General features: G+C 43.6%; 23 protein-coding genes and 2 pseudogenes. All 25 read right to left on the reverse strand.

What is annotated here, in order from left to right; genetic code table 11:
- Positions 1-29: 29 nt before the first annotated feature.
- Entirely contained in the window at positions 30-677 is a 648-nt protein-coding gene (locus DW830_RS05375) for a DUF1566 domain-containing protein (protein ID WP_119249173.1), read from the reverse strand.
- A gap of 5 nt (positions 678-682) precedes the next feature.
- Complete coding sequence (locus tag DW830_RS05380; RefSeq protein ID WP_119249174.1) at positions 683-1,198, reverse strand: hypothetical protein; 516 nt, start codon at positions 1,196-1,198, stop codon at positions 683-685.
- A 4-nt stretch (positions 1,199-1,202) separates the two neighbouring features.
- Entirely contained in the window at positions 1,203-2,054 is an 852-nt protein-coding gene (traN, locus tag DW830_RS05385; RefSeq protein ID WP_119249175.1) for a conjugative transposon protein TraN, read from the reverse strand.
- Positions 2,055-2,069: 15 nt separating this feature from the next.
- The gene (gene traM / locus DW830_RS05390) at positions 2,070-3,269 is read right to left on the reverse strand and encodes a conjugative transposon protein TraM (protein ID WP_119249176.1); all 1,200 of its coding nucleotides are present in this window, start codon (positions 3,267-3,269) and stop codon (positions 2,070-2,072) included.
- A complete protein-coding gene (locus DW830_RS05395; RefSeq protein WP_119249177.1) occupies positions 3,247-3,669 on the reverse strand; it encodes a hypothetical protein in 423 nt (140 codons plus the stop codon). Before DW830_RS05395 ends, traM begins: the two co-directional genes overlap by 23 nt.
- A 1-nt stretch (position 3,670) precedes the next feature.
- Complete coding sequence (gene traK, locus DW830_RS05400; protein ID WP_119249178.1) at positions 3,671-4,285, reverse strand: conjugative transposon protein TraK; 615 nt, start codon at positions 4,283-4,285, stop codon at positions 3,671-3,673.
- A 28-nt stretch (positions 4,286-4,313) separates the two neighbouring features.
- Positions 4,314-5,444, reverse strand: a complete 1,131-nt coding sequence (locus DW830_RS05405; RefSeq protein ID WP_118191485.1) for a hypothetical protein — start codon at positions 5,442-5,444, stop codon at positions 4,314-4,316.
- A gap of 3 nt (positions 5,445-5,447) precedes the next feature.
- Positions 5,448-6,227 carry a DUF5045 domain-containing protein gene (locus DW830_RS05410; RefSeq protein WP_119249201.1) on the reverse strand — a complete coding sequence of 260 codons (780 nt, stop codon included), beginning with the start codon at positions 6,225-6,227 and terminating at the stop codon, positions 5,448-5,450.
- A 25-nt stretch (positions 6,228-6,252) separates the two neighbouring features.
- On the reverse strand, positions 6,253-6,996 hold the full coding sequence (locus DW830_RS05415) for a hypothetical protein (protein ID WP_119249179.1): 744 nt from the start codon (positions 6,994-6,996) through the stop codon (positions 6,253-6,255).
- Complete coding sequence (locus tag DW830_RS05420) at positions 6,974-9,535, reverse strand: hypothetical protein (RefSeq protein ID WP_119249180.1); 2,562 nt, start codon at positions 9,533-9,535, stop codon at positions 6,974-6,976. Before DW830_RS05420 ends, DW830_RS05415 begins: the two co-directional genes overlap by 23 nt.
- A gap of 27 nt (positions 9,536-9,562) precedes the next feature.
- Positions 9,563-12,103 (reverse strand): annotated as a pseudogene (locus tag DW830_RS05425) (TraG family conjugative transposon ATPase); the annotation flags it as partial.
- A 151-nt stretch (positions 12,104-12,254) separates the two neighbouring features.
- Positions 12,255-12,557 (reverse strand): DUF4133 domain-containing protein, encoded by a 303-nt coding sequence (locus DW830_RS05430; RefSeq protein ID WP_233524582.1) that lies wholly within the window; start codon positions 12,555-12,557, stop codon positions 12,255-12,257.
- Between the two features lie 29 nt (positions 12,558-12,586).
- On the reverse strand, positions 12,587-12,943 hold the full coding sequence (locus DW830_RS05435) for a DUF4134 domain-containing protein (RefSeq protein ID WP_118191493.1): 357 nt from the start codon (positions 12,941-12,943) through the stop codon (positions 12,587-12,589).
- 87 nt (positions 12,944-13,030) lie between these two features.
- A complete protein-coding gene (locus DW830_RS05440) occupies positions 13,031-13,342 on the reverse strand; it encodes a DUF4134 domain-containing protein (protein ID WP_118115504.1) in 312 nt (103 codons plus the stop codon).
- Between the two features lie 22 nt (positions 13,343-13,364).
- Positions 13,365-13,778 (reverse strand): hypothetical protein, encoded by a 414-nt coding sequence (locus DW830_RS05445; protein ID WP_233544393.1) that lies wholly within the window; start codon positions 13,776-13,778, stop codon positions 13,365-13,367.
- Positions 13,779-14,122: 344 nt separating this feature from the next.
- On the reverse strand, positions 14,123-14,863 hold the full coding sequence (locus DW830_RS05450) for a toprim domain-containing protein (protein ID WP_119249182.1): 741 nt from the start codon (positions 14,861-14,863) through the stop codon (positions 14,123-14,125).
- Positions 14,860-15,072: a hypothetical protein gene (locus DW830_RS16370; protein ID WP_119249183.1), complete on the reverse strand. Its 213-nt coding sequence runs from the start codon at positions 15,070-15,072 to the stop codon at positions 14,860-14,862. The genes DW830_RS05450 and DW830_RS16370 overlap by 4 nt, the downstream gene beginning before the upstream one ends.
- 70 nt (positions 15,073-15,142) lie before the next feature.
- The gene (locus tag DW830_RS05460) at positions 15,143-16,261 is read right to left on the reverse strand and encodes an AAA family ATPase (RefSeq protein WP_119249184.1); all 1,119 of its coding nucleotides are present in this window, start codon (positions 16,259-16,261) and stop codon (positions 15,143-15,145) included.
- A gap of 130 nt (positions 16,262-16,391) precedes the next feature.
- Entirely contained in the window at positions 16,392-16,730 is a 339-nt protein-coding gene (locus DW830_RS05465; RefSeq protein ID WP_094881200.1) for a helix-turn-helix domain-containing protein, read from the reverse strand.
- A 173-nt stretch (positions 16,731-16,903) separates the two neighbouring features.
- Positions 16,904-17,629: a hypothetical protein gene (locus DW830_RS05470; protein ID WP_119249185.1), complete on the reverse strand. Its 726-nt coding sequence runs from the start codon at positions 17,627-17,629 to the stop codon at positions 16,904-16,906.
- 290 nt (positions 17,630-17,919) lie between these two features.
- Positions 17,920-18,294, reverse strand: coding sequence for a helix-turn-helix domain-containing protein (locus tag DW830_RS05475; protein WP_094881202.1), 375 nt, complete (start codon positions 18,292-18,294; stop codon positions 17,920-17,922).
- A 14-nt stretch (positions 18,295-18,308) separates the two neighbouring features.
- The gene (locus tag DW830_RS05480; protein ID WP_119249186.1) at positions 18,309-19,007 is read right to left on the reverse strand and encodes a hypothetical protein; all 699 of its coding nucleotides are present in this window, start codon (positions 19,005-19,007) and stop codon (positions 18,309-18,311) included.
- A 166-nt stretch (positions 19,008-19,173) separates the two neighbouring features.
- On the reverse strand, positions 19,174-20,355 hold the full coding sequence (locus tag DW830_RS05485; protein WP_119249187.1) for a site-specific integrase: 1,182 nt from the start codon (positions 20,353-20,355) through the stop codon (positions 19,174-19,176).
- A gap of 89 nt (positions 20,356-20,444) precedes the next feature.
- Complete coding sequence (locus DW830_RS05490; protein WP_119249188.1) at positions 20,445-21,953, reverse strand: helix-turn-helix domain-containing protein; 1,509 nt, start codon at positions 21,951-21,953, stop codon at positions 20,445-20,447.
- 329 nt (positions 21,954-22,282) lie between these two features.
- Positions 22,283-23,688: pseudogene (mnmE, locus tag DW830_RS05495) on the reverse strand (tRNA uridine-5-carboxymethylaminomethyl(34) synthesis GTPase MnmE).
- Positions 23,689-23,776 lie beyond the last annotated feature (88 nt).

Raw genomic sequence — 23,776 nt, forward strand, 5'->3', positions numbered from 1 at the left:
TATTCTTGTGTTATAGTGAATATTTAATACTAATTATATAAAGTAATGATTGGACGGACTTTATGTGCCTGTGTCTTTGGCGTTTCTTGAAGTGCCCCTGAAGCTAACGAGTATAGCCAGGCTTTGGCTGTTTCCTGGTCTTTCACCTCTGTCGATGTCCAATACCAACACTCATCTGGATTGTCTGGAATCACATCGCCTCCGCACTTGCGAATATACGTATTAACCGCACTGCGCGCTTGATACAAGAGTTTTATCTGAGCAACGGAAGGGATGTAGGCACTCTGACCATATTGCCACATGTCAAAGACTGCTGAAGCTGCAGGCGAAGTTCCAGTGGAATACATAGCATGCGTATTTACATTGCCATCGAATGCAGTAATATCAGCTGACGTATTATGTTTCAATTCGAGAGAGTCAGAATAGGCAAACGGCTCAATGTCCTTTAGATAGACTGCATAGCCAGTACCTTGGATGTCCTCGTTCTGATTCACATAGAATACCACGGCAATAGGAGTCTTGTTTTGTGACTTAACTTCCTCGTACCTTACGATCTTGCCATCTGTACAGAGAATGTCACAGGTCTTCATTGCCGTATCAGGAAAGTCTCGATGCTCATCGCATGAGGCAAATGCTACTGCCATGAGAGTAGCACAAATGATATGTAGTATCTTCATTGTTGCTATTTCTTTAATGTGGGTATCTTGAATCCTATCACGATGCCAGTGCGAAACAAGTCTTCTCGTTTGGGAAGAGTGAGATCACATTTGGCTTGAACAAACAATTCCCACCCATGACGTAGGGCAAAATTATGCTCGTAACCGACATGCAAGCCACCGACAAACTTGTCTGTGTCACTGCCAGCACTTGCGCCAATTCGGAGGTTTCCGTAGTTGTTCCTGCCTCTTGCCACACAGGGTTTGTAGGCAGCACCAACTCCCCATGTACGGTAGTTGTTCCAAAACGACTCTGGGCAGACGTGTCCGCATGATGCACATTCATCCCATTTGATGTAGCCGTTGACAAAGTACTCCCAGGCATTGTGGTAGCGTGTTTCATGTTCCCATGAGATGGTGGCATCTAAACCTCTCTGGTATAAGACACCTGCACCTATTGAAATTCGGTCACTATGGCTCTGGGCGAATGATGAGACTGAAAGGCACAGTCCCATCATCAATGACAAAATGTATTTCTTCATCGTCTTATTCCTCCATCATTAAGTATGAGTTGAATGAATCGGCATACAGAACATCTTCATAGTCTATATCCAAACTGATGGTTCTTCCACTAATCTGCTTCTCAGAAATCTCAATAGTCAGTACCTTGTCGTTAGGAAATGTCATCTTTTTCAGGACGAGAACGTTTCTATAACCATATTTGAAGGTCTTGGACTGGTCAAGCACCATAGCTGGCGTAAGCTCAATCATCTGGGCATTAGTTGCATTGGAAACCTTCTTGTCATTCAGTTTGATACGCATCTCATCAATGTCAAAGCGGATATTGGTACGATTCTCAATGCTGAAATCAATGAAGAAGTATTCTCCTACAGAATAGATATTGTTCAACCTCATGGTCATTCTGTGCTGCTTGGTGCTCACGTTTCGTATTCTTGCCGGTGAGTTCCATATTTTTCGGGCATATCTGGTCATATCCTCAGTACTCATTGATACAGAAGGATTATGGTATGGAATCTTCTCAGAGGCAAGAATCTGCTTGTCTGTAACTGCCTCCTGCAATCGTGTGGTGTATATCAAAGCATACTGGGTTCTGTAACGCTCTGTAACAATAGTGACGATAGCCAATATGTCACCATCAGCATGTACATCAGCACCTTCCTTGGGTTTCAGACGGATGGTATTGTTGATTGGCTGGTCGCCAACGACTGCATCTGTAGAAATATCAACGAAGCGTACTGGCTCAGAGGCGGTAATGACTGTTGTGACATTCTCATTGATGGTTAGCTGCTCCATTTCCTGATACGTCTGTTGTGCCATGGATGGGAGAGAGGCTAATGCGCATACTACCAATGCGCAGAATTTCTTGATAGTCTTCATATTCGTATATGTTTATTATTTATCTTTCTGGTTTGAACGTGAATTGATGAGATACACAAAGGTTCCATATTTCAGCTTGGCTGAGTTTTTCTTGATGGCCTTGCTGATGGCGTTGCTTGTCTTCTGAACGGCATTGGTAACGGCTTGTGCTCCCCAGGATGCCAGATTGCCACCTCCAGTAGATGTACTGTTGGTAAGGGTTGAAGTGTTGCTCAAAGCGCCGCTACCAACATCTTTTGTGGTCTCTCTGAACTGGCTGCTTGGTACATATAATCCTTCAAGTCCGTCGGTATCATAGAGCGAAAGGTTAACCTTGACGATGTCATCATCTACCATGATACTCTTGACTGTGCCCTTGACACGCTGTGAACCGAAGCCGCTCATGGTGGCATAGATGTAGGAGCCTTTATGAATGACCGTTTCATTGATGACAATATCATCGAGCAGGCGAAGTCGTACTCTTGATCCATCCACCGCCTTGATGTTCTCGTCTATGATAGCCTTGATAAGTCCAGCTTCCTTGTCATTGTCACACAGGGTGTTGAAGTAGTCGGAAGTAACCTTGACCTTCTTGACAACCTCTTGCGGTTCATCATCGGTCTTCTTCTTTTCCGGAATTTCAACCTTTCCTTCCTTGGTATCGCCACTTTTGGCTGTTACTTCGGCCTGCATGGATGGGGTAGAGACCTGCTGAGCCTGCATCCTTGCCTGGGCAATGGCTCGATTGAGTTCTTCCATCGCCTCCTGCTCACGCTGTTTGCCACGAGCTAAGCGATCATTTTCTGCCGAATCGTTGCCTTTGGCGATTTCCTGGCCTTTCTGTGCACTCTCCTGTAGCTGCCTTTGCATCTCAGAGAGTTTCTCGGCTTCCTGGGCTTCCACCTGTTTACGTTCTTCATCTGAGTACTTTGTATCATACTCTTCCTTGGTATCTTCTTCATTGCGTTCAATGTTTCCTACTGCTGAATAATCGTCTATCTTACCATATGATTTGAGCATACTCTCATACTTGTTACCAATACCGTCTCCCTTCATTTTGGCATCAGGCAGGTCTGGATTAAGATACTCGGTCGTAGTGAGACCATCAGGAATCTCAGCCTTCTCCGTATGAAAGAGGTCAATGACGAAGTAGCCGACAAACAACAGAGGGAAGTAAATGATAAGAGGTATCATATACTTGGGCTGTTTCCAGTTAATCTTTTTCAATGCGTCCATCGTTTTCTATCTTTTCGTTATTATTCTTTTGATTATCTCTATTCATGGCAGGATGCGTGGTGTAGGCATTTTCTACAGCTTTCCAGACTTTGCTGTGTCGCAGACGCAACATCTGCTCTTGCCTTTCCGTAGCACTTTGTCTTGACTGTTGATGACTATACACCACTACCAACCTGTAGATGTTCAAACCAAAACAGAAGATTATGAAACCAAATACAAGGTAGAGGAACAACAGTTTATGGTCATTAGCAAACAGTTGTACCTTGGCTGCAAGCACATCAAGCTTCATAGTCTTGGCAAACTTGCGTCCTGCTTTCACCTCAGTCTCATATCTCTGACGATATTGAGGGTCATCTTTGTCCGGCATCTTTTCACCGATAAACATTTTCTTCCATCCCATATCAATATGTCAGTTTGGTCTTTTGTTCTATATCCTTATTGAGAAGGGTTCTCCAGTTGGTGATGAGCAAACCATGTGGGTTGTTGTCAGTACGGGGAACACGCTTCAAATGACCTGCCGTCACAAGTTCTCTGGTAAGAATGCTTGTGCGTCGCTCAATACGCTGTCTGCCATAGTAGGTGAACTCCATCTTCTCCTTGTCGAACTTGATACTGTCACAGAAGATACTGAATACGGCACTCGTACCCATGATGTTTGAGTAGAAGCCTTTCTCCTTTAATGTATTGTACTGCGCAAGACCCGTTTCATCGACCAGATACATGGCTTTATCCATTGTATATTTGATGTACTTGTCATCTGGCGCAAGAGTGAAGAAGTAATGATGGAACATCTCCACATGACTCTTTGCTTCCACATCGAGCGTTTCTTCTATGGTGCTGCGCTGAACGAGAATAGGAACATTGCCATCCAACACGTACACTTTCTGATGAGCATCCGAAACCATTTGCTTGGCTGTCCAAATGCTGGAGATACAGATGATGATGCAGCCCACAAGGAAGAGTGAGCAGATAATCATCACCAACTTGATTTTGTTTTCGAGATTCTTTATTACCATACCTTATTATATATGTATTATTTGCTGTTTACATCACTTTGCTAATCATGCCCTGGGTTGAAATCTTGGCTTGCTGTGCCACACCTTCACCGAAGTTTCGGGTAGAGAATGCTGTATCTCCTTCAGGAATCATCCATGCAGCAAGGTCTGGAACGAGGTTCAGACATTTCAATGCCACAATGCTTGCTGCCATCAGATAACCGGCTGAGAAGAACGAGTTCTGCAGATATGCTGCCATCGTCTGCTCACTTTCGGTAATGGCTGTAAGGTTCTCCACCTGAATGCAGAGCACTATATCAAAGAGTAAAAGGACATAAAAGCCCACGAAGTATAGCATTGCTCCATAGAAATGTACCGTGAGATAACGTATCAGCCACTTTGCCCAGGCTCCTTCCCATTTCGGCAAGAGAGAGAATGCCCATTGTATCGGACCGAATATTGTCAGCATACCCAGGAGTATCTGTTGGCAATAGATTGTTGCCCACCAACCTATGCGGAAGACAATCAATGCTATGAGCATAATTACCTTGTCAATGCCTACCACTGCACCTGCCGTGAGTGAAGTGAACCAGAGCTTTGATGCATCAGTTTCCATGTTTGTCACTTCATCCACACCTGCCTGTTCCATGGTGGACTCTATCAGGTTAGGATCCGATGTGCCAGAATGGGCTACATCTGCCTGGGCTTGTAATGAGTTATAAAGAGTGTCTCGTGTATAGATGAGTTCCTGGACTTCTTCAAACTTATCCTCAATCTGTGCGGACTCCGCTTCATACAAGTCGTGGGTGTATGAACCTATGCAGTTAGGGATATAGGAGAGAAAGTCAAGTACACACCAGCTGCTGCCGTTGTTTGTAATGCCGGTATCTGCAGGTGGGTACCACCAACAGAGGATCACACTGACCACAAGAGGCTTGAACAGCTTCATGATGTCTATTGGCTCGTGCTTTACCATCATCTTGTAGGCCATACTGCCAGCTACGACTATCGAGAACAGCGCAGCCAGAGCCATACACATCTGCAATATCCACCAAAATGGACCTTGGGAGCCTGTGAACGTGGCATCACAAAGGAACTCGTTGGTCTGGAATATCACATCATCAATCTCCTGTTCGAGGATCTTGATACCGAAATCGGAAAGGATGTTTGAATCTGCCATGTTTTATTGTCTTACTATGTTATTTTCGTCGGAGTCATCAGTTCCTGATCCTCCGGAGTTATTTCCTATATTCTTTTTGCCTGCTTCACGCCATCGGCTGATTGCTGATGATGCGTGGCTGGCCACATTGTTTCTTCTTTCAAGTCGGGCAGCAAGCAAGGATGATGTCTTTCGCTTGTTGCTTAGTTGGATAAGAAATGAGATAAGTGTCTCATTCTGCTTGGTAATGTCATCATAGATGGCAAGATACTGCTGTTTGCGCTGGGCATTGGGCATATAGGCATCCTGCATCTCCTTGATGGCTGTCTTATACATCTTGTAGTATTCTGTCCATCGTGTCTTGTCTGAAACAGAACCACCAGCGCTTACTATTCGGTCAATATTCGCCTGAAAGTCCGAGAGCTTGGAGTTGATCTTGTTTCCTTCCGCAAGCCAGGCAATGTCAATCTGCCGGTCTGCAATGTTGAGTGCCTCTATTTCTGCTCGTTGGGTAAGAGATGCTTTGATACTGTCAGCAACATCCACCTGCTGGTATGCAGAGACTCCTGCCATGGTTCTGAAAAACTGCTTGTTCTTTTTTGCAGCAGACTTCTGATAGTTGTTGTGTAAGGCATCATAATAGAATGCAGGAGTGAGACCGCCAGAACCAATCTCCTGAACCGTAATCTGGTTCATCTTGGCTGCATCATGGTTGTAACTCACATATCCTTGGGCTGATGCGTTAAAGCATAACGTCAAGCCACATAAGCAAAGTGCTGTCCGTGAAGAGATTAAATGTTTCATATTCATTGTATTTTTATTTATTATCCTAATAGCCTAAATATCCTGCGCCCCTCCATCTTCCAAAGGCATCACTTATGATTTCCTCCTTGCTCTTGGTACGGTACACCTGTTTTTTCCAATAGCCGATTCTCACTTGGATATATCTCCAGGTTTCGAAGTATGCCTTGTTGAGATGCTTGTTGATATTGTCGAGCGAGTTGTTGATGCTCGTAATGATGAGAAGCAAATCTGACGTTGAACATGCCGCAGCTCCAGTAGCATATAGCAGCAAATCACTGACTGACCTATAGAGATTGTCGCCTTCATCTGCAATCTTAGACAAAGCCTTGGTGTTGATGGTGATGATCAGTGTATCGGTACTCATGATGTTTCCTCTTTCCAGGCATTTCTTCCTGAAATCATTGAGCATCTTTCTATAGTCACCAACTTTGTCATTCACATTCTCATAGGTGCTGTACACATTGAGGCTGGTACGGAGTGACTGGTACAGAATGTCAATCACATCAAATGCCCTGGTGTACTTATCCAGTTCCTTGTTGATGTCTCTGAAGCCTAAGTTGGCATCGCCGCTATAGTCATGCAGCAGTTTATTGCTTGCCTCCAAGGTGGAACGCACAAGCAGCAGACTGCGCTGTTGCTTGTGGTCTTTGATATAAGCCTCGATAGAAACTGCATCAAAACCCACCTGAGCCTTTGCCACCGAAGGCAAAAGGGTCAACAGACAAATGAGTATTGTCAGTATCTTGCTATTCACTGTTGTCTTTTTCATCGTCATCATATTTTCCGTTATAACTATCTGAATGTCCGCTATCAGCTGCATGTCGCAACCATCGTTTCCTGCACTTTTCTGTTAGCGTCAGTCTTCTGCCTTGCTCGTCATTCAGTGGGGGAGCGACACTCCTCAGAATGTCTATGATGGAATGCTTGTAATGCATCATCTTCTCCAATGACACCAGATCGGCAAATATCTTGGTGAGACGGCTGTCTATCTGACGTGCAATCTCCAGTCGGTCACTTGACCAGAGCAAATGATAGGTATCATCCGTATTGTCTGATTCCACAGGGCTACACTTGGCATATTCAACCGTAGGGTCACAGTCTGGATAGTCACGAGCAATCTCTGCAAGTTTGGCATTCACTTCGGCTGCTTTCTCCTCATCGGTTTTAGCAGGATCGAGGTTTACTACAGCCACAACTTGCGTATCGCTATATTCCGTGGTCAGAGTCCATGAAATCTGCACGATGGCACGGTGTATCTTGATACCCATGAAGTACTTGGGCTTTCGTGCTATTGAGACTGTTGCCTTGAAAGTGATGACACCATTGATATTAGGCATGGATGCAGTACGGACGAAAGTATTACCTTCCCAAGCACCCGAACCATTCCAACTAAGATTATAGGCTGTCTTGCAATCTTGCATGATGGCCGGTATGCGGTAATAATCATCTGTCACGGCATTTTCTCCATCAATGGCCTCTTGCTTTGCCTTTTGGTACTGGGCAAGTTCTGATTCGGCTGTACTCTTGTCAGATTTCAATGCTGTAATGCGGTCTTTGTTGGCATTGTACTGTTGACGATACCTCGCAGCATCATTTACATTTGAATTCTTGATTTTTCTCAGAAGTTCCGTATTCTCAGCCTCCAAGGTTGTAATCTCAGACTGGAGAGAAGCTATTTTCCTCTCTGTTTCAGCAATCTTGGAATCGATCTCAGAGGTGTTGACATTTTCATGAGTGACACTTGTAGCCATGGCACATTGCTTTGTGTGACCATTCACACTACCTCCACAACTTGAACACTTGTATTGGGTTGATGCTTCACCAAGTTTGGTACCACCATGGCAGGTAACACTGATAGTTGCTGTTTCACATCCTGCAATCTTCTTGGCATCGGTTGTCTGATAGTATCTCTTTGCATCACTTGAAAGATAGTAGGTGTAACCTTCCTCGTTATCATTGAGTTCTTTCAGTCGTGCATTCAATCCGGCTTTGAATGTGTTCATGTCCATCGTGTAAGAATCAAAGACATCCTCATAGGCAACTTCCTTTTTGTACCAGCTCTTTGAAACATGAATCTCGTAGGCATAGGCTTTAGCATATTGACCACTTTTCTTCTTGCTGAGAATATAGCCTGACATATAGTAGGTTATGCTATAATTGAAGCCGTCGTTTGAGTTGTTATGCTGCTGAACATCACTTCGACTCCAACCTGCGTGGCTTTCTGAGTTTCTCAATGCAGCTTCTCTTTCTGCAGATGTTGGAGTATAGTTTTTGTCCTTTGTGCTGATACGATACCAGTGATCACCTTTGATGATGGCATCATTATCTGTAGGTGGATAGTAGTCACACAGCTTCACATTACCAGCATCAACTCTATAAATATACCATCGCTGGGTATAGTATTGTCCCATTCCTTCACGGGCATAGTCTGTTACCCAGGAGGTCAGATTGTAGTTCGATAAAGAGAAGAGATTTGCAATGCTGTCCCTTCCTCCAACAAACTGCAAGAGCGTGTTGCCTGTATTTGCAGACAGACTGTTGTAGAGTCCATACACATTTTCAGCTATCTCAATGACGCTGCTTGTCTTGTCCATCATCGTTCCACTGAAACTGCTGTTACCAAGGATGGAGCCTACGGCATTACCAGCTCCAGCAGAAGCAAGATTAACTCCCATGGCATACAGGTTATCAATGTCTTCCTTCAGATTCTCCTTGGTGAAGTTGGAATCGAATCCTGAAAAGTTGTCAAACATCGCTTTCCAATCCACGTTTCCCAACTCCGAGAGTTTCAGGATGGCAGCCAATTCCTGGTTGATTTCCAGGAATGCAATATCCTTGAACGAGAGGGTGCTGTTGGTGACGATTGACTCAAACTGATAGCAGAGAGTCTTGGTCTCTTCACATACCTTATATAAATAGCTTCCCCAGTAGAGAGCATTCTGTGGACTTTTGAGCATCATTCCAGCTACAGTCCATATCTTCGGCATGATCTTGGCCGACACCATGTTGTAGATACGGCGGTAATAGTAGTTCTCCGTCGAACTTGTCCATAGTCCCAGATGGGTGAGGGCTTTACGGTCAAGGAACTTGGATGTGAATATTCCTGCCGCAGCCACCTCTGCCGCCTGATAGTGTTCACGTATCTTAGCTACCTGTTCGGCATAATACGCCTCAGTAGCTGCCTCTGTTGCAAAAGCGGCTGTCATTGCTTCTACAGTGCGCTTGTCATAGTTTACACTGTAGTACTGTGCCATCGTCGGTACTACGGTACAGAGATAGAGAGTAAGTATTATCAGATAGCGTTTCATTGTTTGAATATTATCGTTTATGACTTGTTACATATACTCATCAAATTTCCTCTTGGGTTTGAGGTTCAGCACATGACCAGTCTGGTTCACCTTCTGGGCAAATGGTAGGGATTTGGTAATTCCTGACAGTTCCCAGTCTCGGCAATAGGCTTCGATGGCATGCTGATGGTCGCATTGCAACTCTTTCTTGTAGAGTTTCAGCGCTTCCTTTTCTGCTCGCTCGGTGGTATAGGTCATATAGCACTCGTGAGGTTCCTCAACTCCAAACACGCCTCCGACACTTCCTCTTCGGATAAAGACTTCTCGGAAGAAGCTTCTGCCATCCTTGTTTTCAAGTCGGTTGATGGTGAAAATCTTCTTGCAGTCCACATCTGTCAAGCCCAGGATAGCCTTGATCTCGTCGAAACGTTCACGGAACTTGCTTTGGTCAAGCAGCATCACCACATCAGAGTTGTTGATGATGGCTTCCTTTACGATAGGACTTCCCACGATGTCCTGGATCTCCTGAGTAACCACACCCACCGATGCCCAGAACTTACGGGCTGTCTTGTAGAGGTACTTGATATATTCTGCCATCATTGGCGAAGCAATGGCTTTCCATGCCTCTTCAATGACAAGCACCTTGCGGTTCTTCTTGATACGCATCTTCTGGATGAAAACGTCCATGATGATAAGTGTAACAAGAGGGAAGAGGAGAGGGTCATCCTTGATGGAGTCAATCTCAAAGACGATGAAGGTCTCATCAAACAGCTTTGTGTCGAGGTTCTCATTGAGTGTAAGCTCATGACTACCGCCCTTGTAGAAGTCCTTCAGCAGATAGTTGTAGGATGCCAAGTCTATTCCTGCCAGATTGTTCTCCTTTATAATCTGAGGAATACGGACTTTACTGTACTCGTAGAATGTGTTGAACGACAGGTTCTCTATTTGTTTCTTCATGAAGTATTCGTCGAAGTATTCCGTGATAACCTGCTCTATGAGACGGTCTTCCGTCTTGGTGACTTCACCTTGGGTACCTTTCCAGATGAGCATGACCAGATTTTTCAGGAAGCCTATCTTCTCGATGTTCAACTCTTCACGCTTGATGGCAAAAGGATTCATCGTGATAGGATGCTCGTCTGTGTAGCTGATATACTTTCCACCGACATATTCGCAGAGTCCTTCGTATGAATTACCGGTATCAACCATCACAACGTCGGTGTTCTGTTCCCACATCTGACGGACTACACTATTCATGTGGAAGGATTTACCGCTTCCAGACGGACCGAGGCAGAAGAAATTGGAGTTATCCGTTATCTTGTTCTTTCCTTCCTTACCACTGATGTCGATGGCCACTGGCACACCTTGGCGGTCTGTATAGTAAATCTTCAATGGGGTTTCCTCACTATGCTGAATGCGCTCTTTGTACATGAGACAGGCGGCTGCATCACTGAGAGTCAGGAAGCGGTCATACTCTGGGTTGGTGGAGTAGCAATTACCAGGGAATGAGTTGACAAACAGCTCCAGCTGGTTGTAGGCTCTTTTGCTGATATGAATGCCCAATCGACCAAAGGAGTTCTCCAGATGGTTGGTACATTTCTGAATATCAGCATCTATAGGTACTCCAACGACAAGGTTGAAGTGAGCATATACCAACTGTTTGTTTTCTCTTGCTATCACATCCTGCACCTTCTTGATGTCCTCCACGGCTATCTGGTTGCTTGGATTTGGCATACTGGCATGACGGTTTTTCTTCTTGTCGAGAAGGGAGAGTTCTCTTTTCTGGTTAGGAATAAAGAACATCTGGTTATACACTACTACATCTGCAGAAGGAATACAGTCAACCAATGATACCATATCCACTGGCATAGAAACATTGTTCACCTCAATATTGGTGAATGGACGGACTATGGATGGTGTGCTGACACAGTCAACATCAACAAGACTATAGACCTTGCATCGTTTGTTGCCCATGCTGATAGACTCTTCATCAACTTTGAAGTTTGTCATTGACACAGTCTTGTCGTTGAAGTTCATGGAGAAATAGCGGTCAACATATTCACGAGCCGTATTGCCATCGAGGTAGGATGCTTCCAAGCCGGAATCCTTCAATTGGTCTTTGACTTTTCGGATTTTCACCATAAAGTCGCGCCATTTCTTACTGTCAAAAGAGAAGATGCGGCTTTTCTTATTCTCCTGGGTGATAATCAGATAAGTCTGGCTGTCAGTATAGGAACGTCCATTGAAATACTTGAAGTAAGACTCTGACAAGAACTCATGGTTGTCGTTGCTCTCATCCTGGAACTGCTTGCGCACGAAGACATCCTGCTTATGAATGGCATAGCCTTCACCGAGAGTCTGGGCAAGTGCGGTGACAAGATGATTGAACTCATAGTAGCTGTCTATGTTGGCAGAATACTTCTGCACTGGGTTCTCCATCTTCAAGATGGCTGAGTATTCGCCAGTCTTGGTGTAGAGCACGCCGATGCCATCCACATCCTCAACAGAGAAGTAGATGTCCTGAAAGATTTTCTTGCGTTTGCCTCCGGTTCCAAAGGCAGAGACTGAGATAGCCATACCTATGAGTATTGCTACAAATGCTATGATTACATATATGATCATTGTTATTTGCTCTTTTATCAAATGAAGATAGGCTCATCCTTGCGAGAGGGTGAGCCTACCGATTTACACTATTCAGATTTCAACACACTTGCTCATTTGTTTACGTTTGAATTTTGTTTGATTACATTCTATGCGAACAAGCATAGATGAACACACCATGCTCTTCCTTCTTGGTATGCAACCCTTTCTTCTGTTTGAAGAAGATGAGGGCAGCTCCCGAACAGAGGGAAACTGCAAGAACCACAAGACCAACCACAAAGCCGAGAATGCAATATGCTATGATAAAGCCGAGGATGGCTCCACCAATGGCACAGGCAGCCCAGGTGATATAGCGTCCCTGGAACCCCATGAATTCAAGGGGCTTCTGGAGGCCCTTGAACATGGGATAGCTTACGTACTGATTTTCGTTTACTTCTCCTGACATGATGTATTCTTTAATGCTTGAACGATAGATTAGAGGCCGAAGAACAAAGGCAGAGCCTGGGCTGCAGCAACGAGGAAGATACATGCGCCAACAACCATCATGATCTTCTTCTTGACATCCTGCTCCTCATTGTTCATAGCGATGTAAACGCTGATAGCACCCACAACGGCAACTACACCGGCAATGGCGTAGCAGAGCTTAACCACAAAAGGTACATACTTGGCAATCTCCTCCGTCACAGTTGCGAGGGCATCTGTTCCGGCTGTGTAATCACCAGCTGCGTTCTGAGCATAGGTCGCCAATGTTCCACAGAAAAGGAGCATGGCGAGCGTCTTCATACGCTTGGCACTGAAAAGATTCTTTGCGAAATTCTTGATTTTCTTCATTTGATTTCTTTTGATGTTACTTAAAAAATTTACACTCATTTATCTCTCCTGCAGGTTGAGATGTTTTGTTATCCTATCTTTTTTACCTTATACTATATTATAACCGAAGAATGCAGGGAACAGGATAGTTGCACCTATCATGAAAAGGCAGGCACCAATCAGCATCATGATGGATTTGGTTACGTCACCTTCGCCCGTATTCATCTTTATATAGATTTGCAAAGCTCCTATGATGGCTACGATGGCAGCTATGGCATACACCAGATAGACTACATAGAGCATCATTGTTACCGTAAAGTCATGAGCATTGCTCAGTGCGTCTGCTCCCCAGCTATAATCGACACCACCGCATTTGGCAGATGCCAACATTGGCTGGAAGAGCATGACACCTATTAACATTATGGCAAACAAAAGATTGTGTTTACAGCTTATCTCTGGCATTCTTCTTTTCTATTTTTCGGGTGTTGTGCTTATTGTTGAGATTCTGCATAAACTCATCTGAGAGGTAACTGCATTGTGGCACTGGATCTATGTGCTCCAAAATCTCATCGTTCTTCTCGTTGAGTTCTTCGCTGGTCACGGTATGTGACTGTGGCTGCTGCGATTGCTCTTCACCAGAAGGAGGTTGCGGATAGGGTACGTTTCCTGTCGGGTTGACAACTCTGAGTCCATCATCCGTGATTTGCTCCGTGAAGGTCATGTCACCCTCGTCAGGACCCTCGTTGCGTTCTTCGATTGCAACTGGCTGTTCCTCATTGGTCAAATCACCTACATCATAGGCCTCTTCTTCTGTTTTCTTTTCATCCTTCTTTCCATGTAGGTCTAATGTGATCATTACTGCAAAGTACACTACATACACAAAAGTGAGGACGAGCGCAAAAATTACGAATCCTGACATTTTTAATCTGAATTTTATTTGTTATTTTTATTATTATCATACTCGGAACTTACATCCGACGAGTCGGCGTATTTCCCAAAAACAGTGCAAAGGAACATATATTTGTGCGATAAATGAAAAAACAGAGCTAAAACCGTTTCAGTCTTAACACAGATTATAAAAGAAGTATGATAATATTTTAATAATCATACTATAAAATAACAAGAGGGCATATAAAACAAAAAAGGAGACCCTCTCGAAAGAGAACCTCCTGATTGGTCAGTGATATGGCATTTGGGACATTATTTGGGTGGTTTGATGATACCATTGATTACATCATTAACATCTTTGTAATTGACATATCGATGGGATTCATCTACTACCTTATCCTGATAAGCAGCTTTTATCTTCTCTACAGTCTTTGCACCTGCATCATCGTTGTCCAGATAACAATGTATCAGAGTGTATTCCTGCAGGTATGGCAGCAGAACCTTGATGTTACTGACAGAGTTGAGAACGAGATAGTCGCATTCATGTGGCAGACAAATCTCATTGTCTGTTATCCATTTCTTGATACTGGCATATGTCAGCATATCAAAGAAACCTTCAAAGATACAACATTCTTTGTGTAGCTCGTTGTTTGGTCTGATGATTGAAATCGACTTTTTGCCAATGCTTCGTTTGCTGTATTTGTTCCTTGCTTCCATTCCACCCTCGATATTCTCAAAGGCTATGGCATAGTAACTCTTGTCATAGATACGATAATGTACTTCCTTGCAATACTCCTTGGCTATGTCATAGTCTATTCGTCTCTGCAAAATGTAGTCTCTGAGATAAGGGTGACTGAGCCCAACAATACGCTCAATGATGGTGCTGGCTTCTTTTGCCTTCTCTCGCTGAGCAACTTGGTCTTGCTTCCAGGCTTCCTTTCTCTCATCTTCCTTTCTTTGGGCTTCATAATCCTCTGAATACTGAAGATGGTGTTCCTTTATCTTCTGTTCCAGATAGGTCAGAACTTCATGGTTGTTCCAGGAAGGGTTCATTTTCTGAACCAGATTGATGAGATTGCCACCTTCGCCTGCTCCAAAGTCATTCCATAGATTCTTCTTGGGACTGACATTGAATGAAGCGATGCCTCAGTCCTAAAAGGAGACAGATACCAATAGTTCTCCTTTAATATATATACATGATGGTAGCCCTGCGATTCCAGGAACTGCACAATGCTGACTGATTTGATTTCTTCTATAGTCATGCTGTTACATATATTATGGATACATATTAGTTTAATATATATATACCCGGTTAAACTTAAACTTGTAAACTCACTTGGATGGAAACAGAGTTGGGTGATAATGGTAGCCGTCTTTCTCTTTTGTTATCAACTTTCGTTCATTGAAAATCTTTAGCATCTCCTTCACTGCATTATCACCACGCTTGTAGCCTTCTTCGGCATAAGCTTCACCCAGAGCCTTTACCAGATCGACGTATCTCTGTGGGGTACTCTTGGAGAAGATCTTTTGAAGAACCATCGTATGAACATCGTCTGGCAGAGAGGTGAGCGGCTTGTCTTTGGGCTTGACAACGGTGACGTGATAACCGACATCAAGGACAGGCAGAGAGTTATCGTCAATGTGGAATGCCCAGCTCGAAAACTCTTTGTCTCGCATGTGCATGGGTCTAACCTCACTGATATTGGCATCCTGCTTGTTCTTGCTGATAATCAACACCGTTTCTGCCTTGTTCTCCAATTCTGTACCAATATGACCACGAGTGTTGTTGTCATTCTTGTTAAGGTGGAGCACGCAATGGATATGCAGATCATACTTGCTCGTCCATGCCATCAGCATCGTCATTACGTCTGTTGACTCCTTGGCATTGTTGATGTCGTACATGAGATCTCGCAAACCATCGATAATGACAAGTCCCACACCATCAAATGTTCTTAGCGCATAATCTATGAGGGCTATGCGTAGAGTAGGAGTGAACTCCCTCAGTCCATAGAATTTGATGCGCTTGTCTTCCTTGTTAAGGCTGAGTCCTGCCAGTCGGTAGATTCGCTCAACAACATTGTGGCAATGATAGCGACTCTGCTCCGTATCGAAATAGAGGATCTGTCTTTTTCCTTCAGGAAAACTTGCCCGGTAGTTGAGTACAGTGGAATTGGTTAAAGCTGCTGCTACCATCGCCGTGATGTTGAACGTCTTTTTGCTCTTTGCCTTACCTGTTGATGCGCTGAAATTTCCGAAAGTGGCAATGGTACAGTCGCCGACCCATAACACCTGGGGTGGTACGGGCGGTTTTTCTGAAGCTTTTATCTCTCCTTGTCTGAGATACCTTTCCAGTTCACTGTCGTTGAAAGCACTCTTGCACAGCATGCCTACTTCCAAGGAACTTGCTGCAGACTCTTCTTTCTCACTTTTACTGTTTCTTCCTCTTGCCATTGCTTCTTTCAATTTGATTTCTACACTTTGAGGGGTCAATCACTATCTCAGACTTTTCCAAGAGAGCCGTCAGTTGGACATCAGAATAAACTCTGGTCTTGTTTTTCTTTCTGTCTTTCATAACGCTTCTCTATTTGTTGGCACTGTCCTTTCGTGCCGGGGTAATATGGTTGTTGCGCATCCATTTCAAAAGCTCCTTCTTGTCGAAATAGATGGTTTTGCCCTGTGGCTTGTAGTGAGGAATCTCCATGTTCATGGTGAGCTTGTATATCTGAGACTGAGAAACGCCAAGATATTCAGCAACCTCGGTGGTGGTGAGCATCTCTTTGTTTGAGAAATATCTTTCCTCAATCTTTGAAAGACGCTCGTTAAGTGCCTCAGGTTCTACCGAAGTGAGTTCCTTTACTCTCATTTCCAAGAGTTCTACTCTCTTGGCAAGTATGTTCATGTCAATTTTGCTATTTCCCATTTTCTTATTACTTTTAATGTTAGACAATAAGGGGGCTACCCCCGAAACTGAATCGATTCGGGGGCAAAATTACCCCAATAAAATCTAATACAACTGACCTTACTCCTGACACTCGGAAGTGTCAGGGGGGATGTAAGGAGATTTTTCTTTTCAGTTGTTTAACTTACTTTACTTCATCGCATTTCTTTCAGTTGTTTTGCAAAATCCAGAAACTCCCCACTTGGGAACTTTGCAGATGAAGCCTTCAGTTCACTGAGTCGGCTGCTGATAGCACCTCGCTTGGATGCCTTTCCCGTACTCTTAGGGGTGAGCAGCTGATTGTCCGCAATAAGTGATACCCAGTTGTGGGGAATCATCTTCTCGATAGACAAAGCATACAGCAATTGAAGTACCTGTCGCATGTTGACTACAACCAGAGATTCTTCCAACGCACATTTGAAGAATCCGTCCATCGTTTCTTCATCGATACCATCTACAAAGAAATTCGACTCATTGGCGAATTTCGTAATGAGTCGAATCTGTTCTGGAGTGAATGAAGCAAGAATACGAGGGCTTTCAACCACAACTTCAATGTGGTTGAACTCATAAACCATTGTCTCAAAGTCTCCTTTCTCAAATGAGGACTTGATGAAGTACTTAGTGACAAGGTCTTTTCTGGTTGTAAGCAACTCATACAAGCTGAATACATGCTTGAAATGGTTGCGGACGATCTGCTCCTCGGAAGAGAAGACCGGGAGGTGATAGCTAACAAAGTCGTTGACATATCTGTCATACAACTTGCCATCGTTAAGGATTTCCGACTTGTACTGCTCGTAAGCAGCACGATAGAGTGTCCAAAGCTCATCTTTGGAAAGCTCAATCTCTTGTTTTGGACAATGATCTGAGCATTGTAAACACAAAAAGAGAGAGCACAGAGGAATTGTTCTTCTGACTCATATTACTTTTTGTTAATGAATAAATTTGAAATACGCCTACTTAATGAAGCAGGCGGAAATGTGTATTTAACTTGACTGATATTTGCTATGTAAGTCATCATTTCAGTGCAAAGATACACTAAAATTGTGCAGTCTATCTGCATTCAGTATAAAAAATAACATCAGTATGATTATTTAGACTGTTATCAAAAGAAAAGCCTACATTAGGGAATATCCAATGTAGGCTTCTGAATTATAGGCATTTATCTGTCCTGTCAAATTCTTCGTCTTGGTCTTTTGCTGAGTATCTGATTAATCTCCATGGTGCTGATTGGAGCCTCTATCTTGCAGCCAGATTCTAACCATTTGATAAGGTCATCTCTAAAGAAGGTGTATTTCTTACCCTTCTGATTGACAGGGATTTCACCGTTTTGTATGTAAGTGTACATAGTGGATTTCTTGATTTTAAGAAACTCACATGCCTCCTTCACATCCATCGGAATATGATCTGATAGGGAAGGTCTTTTAGTCCTGCGCACTTCTTCTCGAATCAGTTCCATAGACTGGTCAAGAAGATCGAATCTTTTCAGTATCTCTGACAACACTTCCGGTATGTCATTGAATGTTATTTGTCTTTCTTCGTTCTGCATATTAAAAACTTTCTTTATTTCTGATGATGAAATTGATAATCATTGTAATCGGGTACATCAATCTCAATTACGCATTTGCCCTTCTGTCTTAATGTACGTCTCATGCTTTCTACTTCAACATCTTTGAGTTCGGTAGGGAAACATAGCTTTATGAAGGTTGCTCGTTTCTGACCGCTCCAACCAAGGCGTTCTCCAATATTCCAGGAATAATGCCTGATGTCGAGAGTATTCAAGGTTCCATTTGTCTTCACAGGAACAATACATGATTCAGGGATGTCGTACAGTTTGATGTTCTGGCACAGTATCTCCAAGTACTCATCTGTCATATATGGCGAAAGTACAGAGTAGGTGTAGTCTTTGACCGCATCATATTTTGAGCTTTCAAGACTATACTGCCTGTTGCGATAGCGTTCACGCATTTCTTCGGCTTTCTCCACATCCGATATGGATGGTTCGTTGGAAGAAATACTGTTGTTGATCACGATGTCTCTCACCGCTTGCGGCTTACGCAAGCACATGAATGCACAGACAATGATGGCAAATGATATATAATAGAATATCATCGGCAAAGAGAAACCGAAATCAGAGTCGGAAACTGTCACCATCAGGTTAGCAATCGCTCCATGTATTCTTGGAGCGACTACTACCATAACGATGGTGAGCATATTCGAAATGAGGAGAATCAAGAAGTTCTCTTTTAACTTTTTAATCATTGCAATTGTTACTTTTTGGAGTTTTTGTGGCTGCAAAGATATAGAGAATCTTGCTATTTTCTACAATTTCGCATCAACAAAATGCATATCTTAAACACTATTTATTATTCTGTGTTTCAACGCTTTAAGCTATATTTTAGTTTCTCATTTTTGCCTTCTTATAATCTTATTTTCTCTTATTTGCTTTTGGGCGTATCGTACTTTCAGTTGGCTTCTCGTCGTCTTTCACGTTCGTTAACGTAATTCTGCCTGCTGCCTCACGTGTTTTTGGGTTTGCGTGGGAAGCGTAGATCTGTGTCGTGCTGACATTCTTATGGTTGAGCAGATGCTGAACGGTATAGATGTCTGTACCAAGTTCGAGCTGCAACGAGGCATACGTATGACGGAAGCAATGGAAGGTGATATGCTTTTCGATACCGCACTCTTTTAGCCAGTTCTGCATCACACCATACGTCATAGTACGTTTGAAACCTTGGAAGATATATGTTCTGTTGGTCTTTGGATGGATTAGAGCATACGCATCATCACCAATTGGAACCTGGGTCTGGCATTTTGTCTTCACGCAAATGAAATCCAGATAATATCCACCATCAGCATAGCTACGGATATTCTCCCATTTCAATCTCAGGATGTCACTGATACGGAGACCTGTAAGACAGGAGAATAATGCCGCCTTTCGAACCACCGGAATAGAACATTCAGTGGCATACATTCTTCTAACTTCCTCCAATGTAAGACTTTGCTTCACTGGCGTTGTACATGAAATGTTTTCCAAAAGGCTGGCAAGATCATCTGTCAGCCTTCGCTCACGGTATGCCTTTGTCAAGACCTGCTTGAACACATTCCAATAGGCTGATGCCGTATTTCTGGAAATAGACTTCTTGATAACATGTCCACCTCTTGATGACACTTTGGTATCAAGGAGATATTCCATATACTTGTTACAGTAAAGAACATCAAGCATCTCAAATGTACATTTGCCTTTACTGAACTTCTCGAAATGCTTGTAGGCTGCATCACACTTCACATAGTTGCGATTGACCATATTTCTGAAATATCCGAGAAAGTCCTCCTTCAATCTGTCACGGTTGAAGAAATCGTACTTCTCGTCGAGAACATCAATGTACACCTTACATCGAATAGCTTCTGCTTTGGCGAGAATCTTGTCGTTGTAGAGCTTCTGCTGCTTGTTGGCAGGATCGGCATAAATGTACATGCCAAGTGAGCGGCGGCGTATCAACTCCATCGTCTCCGGGTCTCTATATCCTGGCCAAAAATCCAGGAAAAGTGACTTTGTTCCGTTGCGTCTGTCACGCATACGGAGCTTAACGGTTTTACATACTTGCATAATATATCTGATTTTTGTATTAATAAAATTCGGTTGCAAAATTCCTAAATGATACTACATTGACAGCAGTAAAGAGAAAGTAAATCATACTATTCGGTATAATCTGTTTTCAAATCATCATTTTTGAAACGTTTTTCCATGAGTCTGTCGAATTCTTCTTTTCTAAAGAACATGAATTGCCCCTTCTTTACTTTAGTGACTTTGTAATGCTTGACGTAATAATGAACAATATCCTTTGTCATTCCATACTTCTTCATAGCTTCTTCGACTGAATAGTAGCGTTCTCTTCCTTCGAAATATCCAGTCTTCAGCGCCTGGATGTGTTGCTTTGAATAGTAGGTTACTCCATATTCAACTTTTGAAGGTATCTTATGCCGGTGGATGAATGAACGTACTGCATCATGCGTCATCTTGTAGGTATCTCTCATCTCCTCAGGAGTGATCCAGTCATTTATATCCGCATACTTATGCTTTTGATTATACAGGATATCAATGGCCTTCTTCTCATAGAAGTTGAAATTTTTAAGAGCTATTTTAGGAGTTTTGTTCTCTCTGGTCATCACACCGACATGCTTGATGGTGATCTTGAACATTTCTGCCACTTCCTCAGTTGAGTAATATCCTTCTGGAGTAGGAGGACACGCTCTCTCCTGTGCTTTTGGTTGGAAGATGACACGTTCTGTACCATCCAAGTTCTCAACTTTCTTGGTGTTGCCCATTCGCTGTTGAGTAATCTTGTCGAAGTCGGTTCTATATATCATCGTGAACTTACCTCGCTTCTCAGTCCTTACATCATAATTTTTAAGAGTGTAGCTAATCTGATCCTTTGTTAGGCCATACTTTTCTGAAATCTCTTCGTAAGTGTACCAGTCCGGATCTACCTCATTGCCTTTTTGCTTGATACTATCGATATGTATCTTTGAATAATAGGCCTTACCATTTCTGTTTACCCTTGGCACCTTGTGATAAGTGACAAAACTCATTGCGTTAGTTCGAGTCATACCATACATGTCCATCACCTGATCCATTGTATAGTAGTTGTCGAGATCGATTTCTTCAAGAAGGTCTGCAAACTTTGCATCAACTGCCTTTTTACTGAAGAAGGTGTTACGTCCTACATAGACTTTTGGAATACCCAAACGGTCACAGCGTCCCCATACGGCCTTGCGACCGATATTATATTTCTCCATGATTTCACGCAAAGTATAATACTCCTGGTCATCTTTGCGTTTATAGCTTTTCTTCTTGTATGCACCAGCTTCCTCAAAGTACTTATCAAGATCTTCACGACGAACATATGTCTTACGTCGTAGTCTGACAGCTTTGAGTGTTCCAGAGTAAAAGCATCGATACACAGTAGTAACACTAACACCAAGAAGAAATGCAACATCTGAAGGTGTCAAGAAAGGTCGAGAAGCGATTTCCAGACTTTGCAAATTCTGAGCATCGTCCTTCTTACTTTCTCTTGCTTTTTTCTTTTTCTCAGCTTCTTTCTTCCGATGCACAACACGAGCACACCTCTTGGAGCAATACTTATTTGTGATTTTGGTAGCAATGAACTCTTCACCACATACCTCACATTTTCTTAAAATCCTCATTTTTGTTTGCTATTTAGTACCCTATGAGTCCCCCTAATTCTTTTGCAGCAATTTTCACGTTTTTGCAGCAATTTTCATGATGGTGTCCAACATGAGAAATGTCGGTCACTGGAAAGGTTTGCAGATTTTGCAATTGGTGTCCAAAAATAGAATTTTGGCTTTCCATTTGATCACAGAATTGAGGTCCACGAATGAAATTTGAGCCAAAAATACACCAAAATATTGGTTTCAGCAAATTACAAATGGAATGTGTTAAGACGAAAAAAGCCACCTAAGTAGGTGGCTTGCAATCAGTTATAAAAATGTTCGTTTTAGTGCTGTCCAGGGGGTTACTTTCCGATGCAGAAGTGCTTGAAGATATTGTTCAGCGTTTCCTGGCTGCTGATCTGGCCGCCGGTGATTTCTCCCAGCTCCTCCAGTACCATTTTCAAATCCTCGGCGATGATGTCGCCGCTCATTCCCATTTCCATTGACTCCAATACCCGGGAGAGGGAAGCTTGGGCACGGAGAAGAGCCTCGTAGTGGCGGGCACTCGTAATGATGACGTCGTTCTCGGTAATCTCCGGAATATCAGCGGCTTTTACCAATGCCTGCTCCAGGGATGAAACGTTCTCGCCCGTGCGGGCACTGATAAAGAGTGGGGGGTCTGCTTCACTGGAATCTGAACCGCAGGAATGCGTTAACTTATCAAACGCAACAAGCTTATCATTCTCCAGTTGATCCATCTTATTGAAAACCATCAGCAGTTTCTTGCCCTGGTTCTTCTGCTTCATCTCCTCGATTTCTGAGGCTGACGGCTGTTCATCCAATAGCCAGATTACTATCTTCGCCTCTTCCATCTTCTGGAAGGTGCGCTCTATTCCGATATTCTCTACCACATCATCCGTCTTGCGGATTCCTGCCGTATCTATGAAGCGGAAGGTAATTCCATCGATGAGGGTGGTGTCTTCTATCACGTCTCGGGTGGTTCCGTGAATGTCGCTCACGATGGCTTTTTCCTCGTGGAGCAGACGGTTGAGCAGGGTGCTCTTGCCCACATTCGTCTTGCCTACGATGGCTACGGCTACTCCCTGCTTCAGGGCGTTTCCGGTCTCGAAGGAGTGGGCGAGGGTGGTAATCTTATGATTGATTTCTTCGGCTAGTGCCTGGAGATCGCTGCGGTCGGCAAACTCCAGTTCCTCGTGGTCGCTGAAGTCCAGCTCCAACTCCAGGAGCGAAGTCATCTTTAATAATTTTTCGCGCAGCAGGGAGAGTTCGTTACTGAAGTGACCCTTCAGTTGCTAAGCGCCATCTTGTGGGTTGCCTTGTTGGTAGAGGCGATGAGATCGGCTACTGCCTCTGCCTGCGAGAGGTCCATCTTGCCGTTGAGATAGGCACGACGGGTGTATTCGCCGGGTTCTGCCTGGCGACATCCTACCTCCGTAAAGCGATGGAGAACCTGCTGAAGAATGTACCGGCTGCCGTGACAGGAAATTTCGGTGGAATTCTCGCCTGTATAACTGTGGGGTGCACGGAACACGCTCACCAGTACATCATCGATGGTGTTGCCATCCTTATCCTTGATTTCTCCATAATGCAGGGTGTAGGGCTTGGCTTCTTCCAGGGATTTGCCGTTGGCAGACTGGAAGATTTTGTCGGTGAGGGTAATGGCGTCGGAGCCGCTGAGTCGGATGATTCCGATTGCACCGCCAGCTGGGGTTGCCAGGGCGCAGATACATTCTTCTTGATTCTTCATTCTTTCTTGTTTATTTTAAAGCTTTTGCCCTTTCAGGGCGACAGGGTTGTTTGCTGTTTTAACCCAGGGTGTTACCCTGGGCTAGGAG

The sequence above is a fragment of the Prevotella sp. AM34-19LB genome (genome assembly GCF_003468525.1).
Lineage (GTDB): Bacteria > Bacteroidota > Bacteroidia > Bacteroidales > Bacteroidaceae > Prevotella.

What these genes read in the sequence shown, in the direction of transcription:
- DW830_RS05375 (WP_119249173.1), bottom strand. Translation starts at nt 677, where the DNA reads ATGAAGATACTACATATCATTTGTGCTACTCTCATGGCAGTAGCATTT.
- DW830_RS05380 (WP_119249174.1), bottom strand. Translation starts at nt 1,198, where the DNA reads ATGAAGAAATACATTTTGTCATTGATGATGGGACTGTGCCTTTCAGTC.
- traN (WP_119249175.1), bottom strand. Translation starts at nt 2,054, where the DNA reads ATGAAGACTATCAAGAAATTCTGCGCATTGGTAGTATGCGCATTAGCC.
- traM (WP_119249176.1), bottom strand. Translation starts at nt 3,269, where the DNA reads ATGGACGCATTGAAAAAGATTAACTGGAAACAGCCCAAGTATATGATA.
- DW830_RS05395 (WP_119249177.1), bottom strand. Translation starts at nt 3,669, where the DNA reads ATGGGATGGAAGAAAATGTTTATCGGTGAAAAGATGCCGGACAAAGAT.
- traK (WP_119249178.1), bottom strand. Translation starts at nt 4,285, where the DNA reads ATGGTAATAAAGAATCTCGAAAACAAAATCAAGTTGGTGATGATTATC.
- DW830_RS05405 (WP_118191485.1), bottom strand. Translation starts at nt 5,444, where the DNA reads ATGGCAGATTCAAACATCCTTTCCGATTTCGGTATCAAGATCCTCGAA.
- DW830_RS05410 (WP_119249201.1), bottom strand. Translation starts at nt 6,227, where the DNA reads ATGAAACATTTAATCTCTTCACGGACAGCACTTTGCTTATGTGGCTTG.
- DW830_RS05415 (WP_119249179.1), bottom strand. Translation starts at nt 6,996, where the DNA reads ATGAAAAAGACAACAGTGAATAGCAAGATACTGACAATACTCATTTGT.
- DW830_RS05420 (WP_119249180.1), bottom strand. Translation starts at nt 9,535, where the DNA reads ATGAAACGCTATCTGATAATACTTACTCTCTATCTCTGTACCGTAGTA.
- DW830_RS05430 (WP_233524582.1), bottom strand. Translation starts at nt 12,557, where the DNA reads ATGTCAGGAGAAGTAAACGAAAATCAGTACGTAAGCTATCCCATGTTC.
- DW830_RS05435 (WP_118191493.1), bottom strand. Translation starts at nt 12,943, where the DNA reads ATGAAGAAAATCAAGAATTTCGCAAAGAATCTTTTCAGTGCCAAGCGT.
- DW830_RS05440 (WP_118115504.1), bottom strand. Translation starts at nt 13,342, where the DNA reads ATGTTAATAGGTGTCATGCTCTTCCAGCCAATGTTGGCATCTGCCAAA.
- DW830_RS05445 (WP_233544393.1), bottom strand. Translation starts at nt 13,778, where the DNA reads ATGATCACATTAGACCTACATGGAAAGAAGGATGAAAAGAAAACAGAA.
- DW830_RS05450 (WP_119249182.1), bottom strand. Translation starts at nt 14,863, where the DNA reads ATGAACCCTTCCTGGAACAACCATGAAGTTCTGACCTATCTGGAACAG.
- DW830_RS16370 (WP_119249183.1), bottom strand. Translation starts at nt 15,072, where the DNA reads ATGACTATAGAAGAAATCAAATCAGTCAGCATTGTGCAGTTCCTGGAA.
- DW830_RS05460 (WP_119249184.1), bottom strand. Translation starts at nt 16,261, where the DNA reads ATGGCAAGAGGAAGAAACAGTAAAAGTGAGAAAGAAGAGTCTGCAGCA.
- DW830_RS05465 (WP_094881200.1), bottom strand. Translation starts at nt 16,730, where the DNA reads ATGGGAAATAGCAAAATTGACATGAACATACTTGCCAAGAGAGTAGAA.
- DW830_RS05475 (WP_094881202.1), bottom strand. Translation starts at nt 18,294, where the DNA reads ATGCAGAACGAAGAAAGACAAATAACATTCAATGACATACCGGAAGTG.
- DW830_RS05480 (WP_119249186.1), bottom strand. Translation starts at nt 19,007, where the DNA reads ATGATTAAAAAGTTAAAAGAGAACTTCTTGATTCTCCTCATTTCGAAT.
- DW830_RS05485 (WP_119249187.1), bottom strand. Translation starts at nt 20,355, where the DNA reads ATGCAAGTATGTAAAACCGTTAAGCTCCGTATGCGTGACAGACGCAAC.
- DW830_RS05490 (WP_119249188.1), bottom strand. Translation starts at nt 21,953, where the DNA reads ATGAGGATTTTAAGAAAATGTGAGGTATGTGGTGAAGAGTTCATTGCT.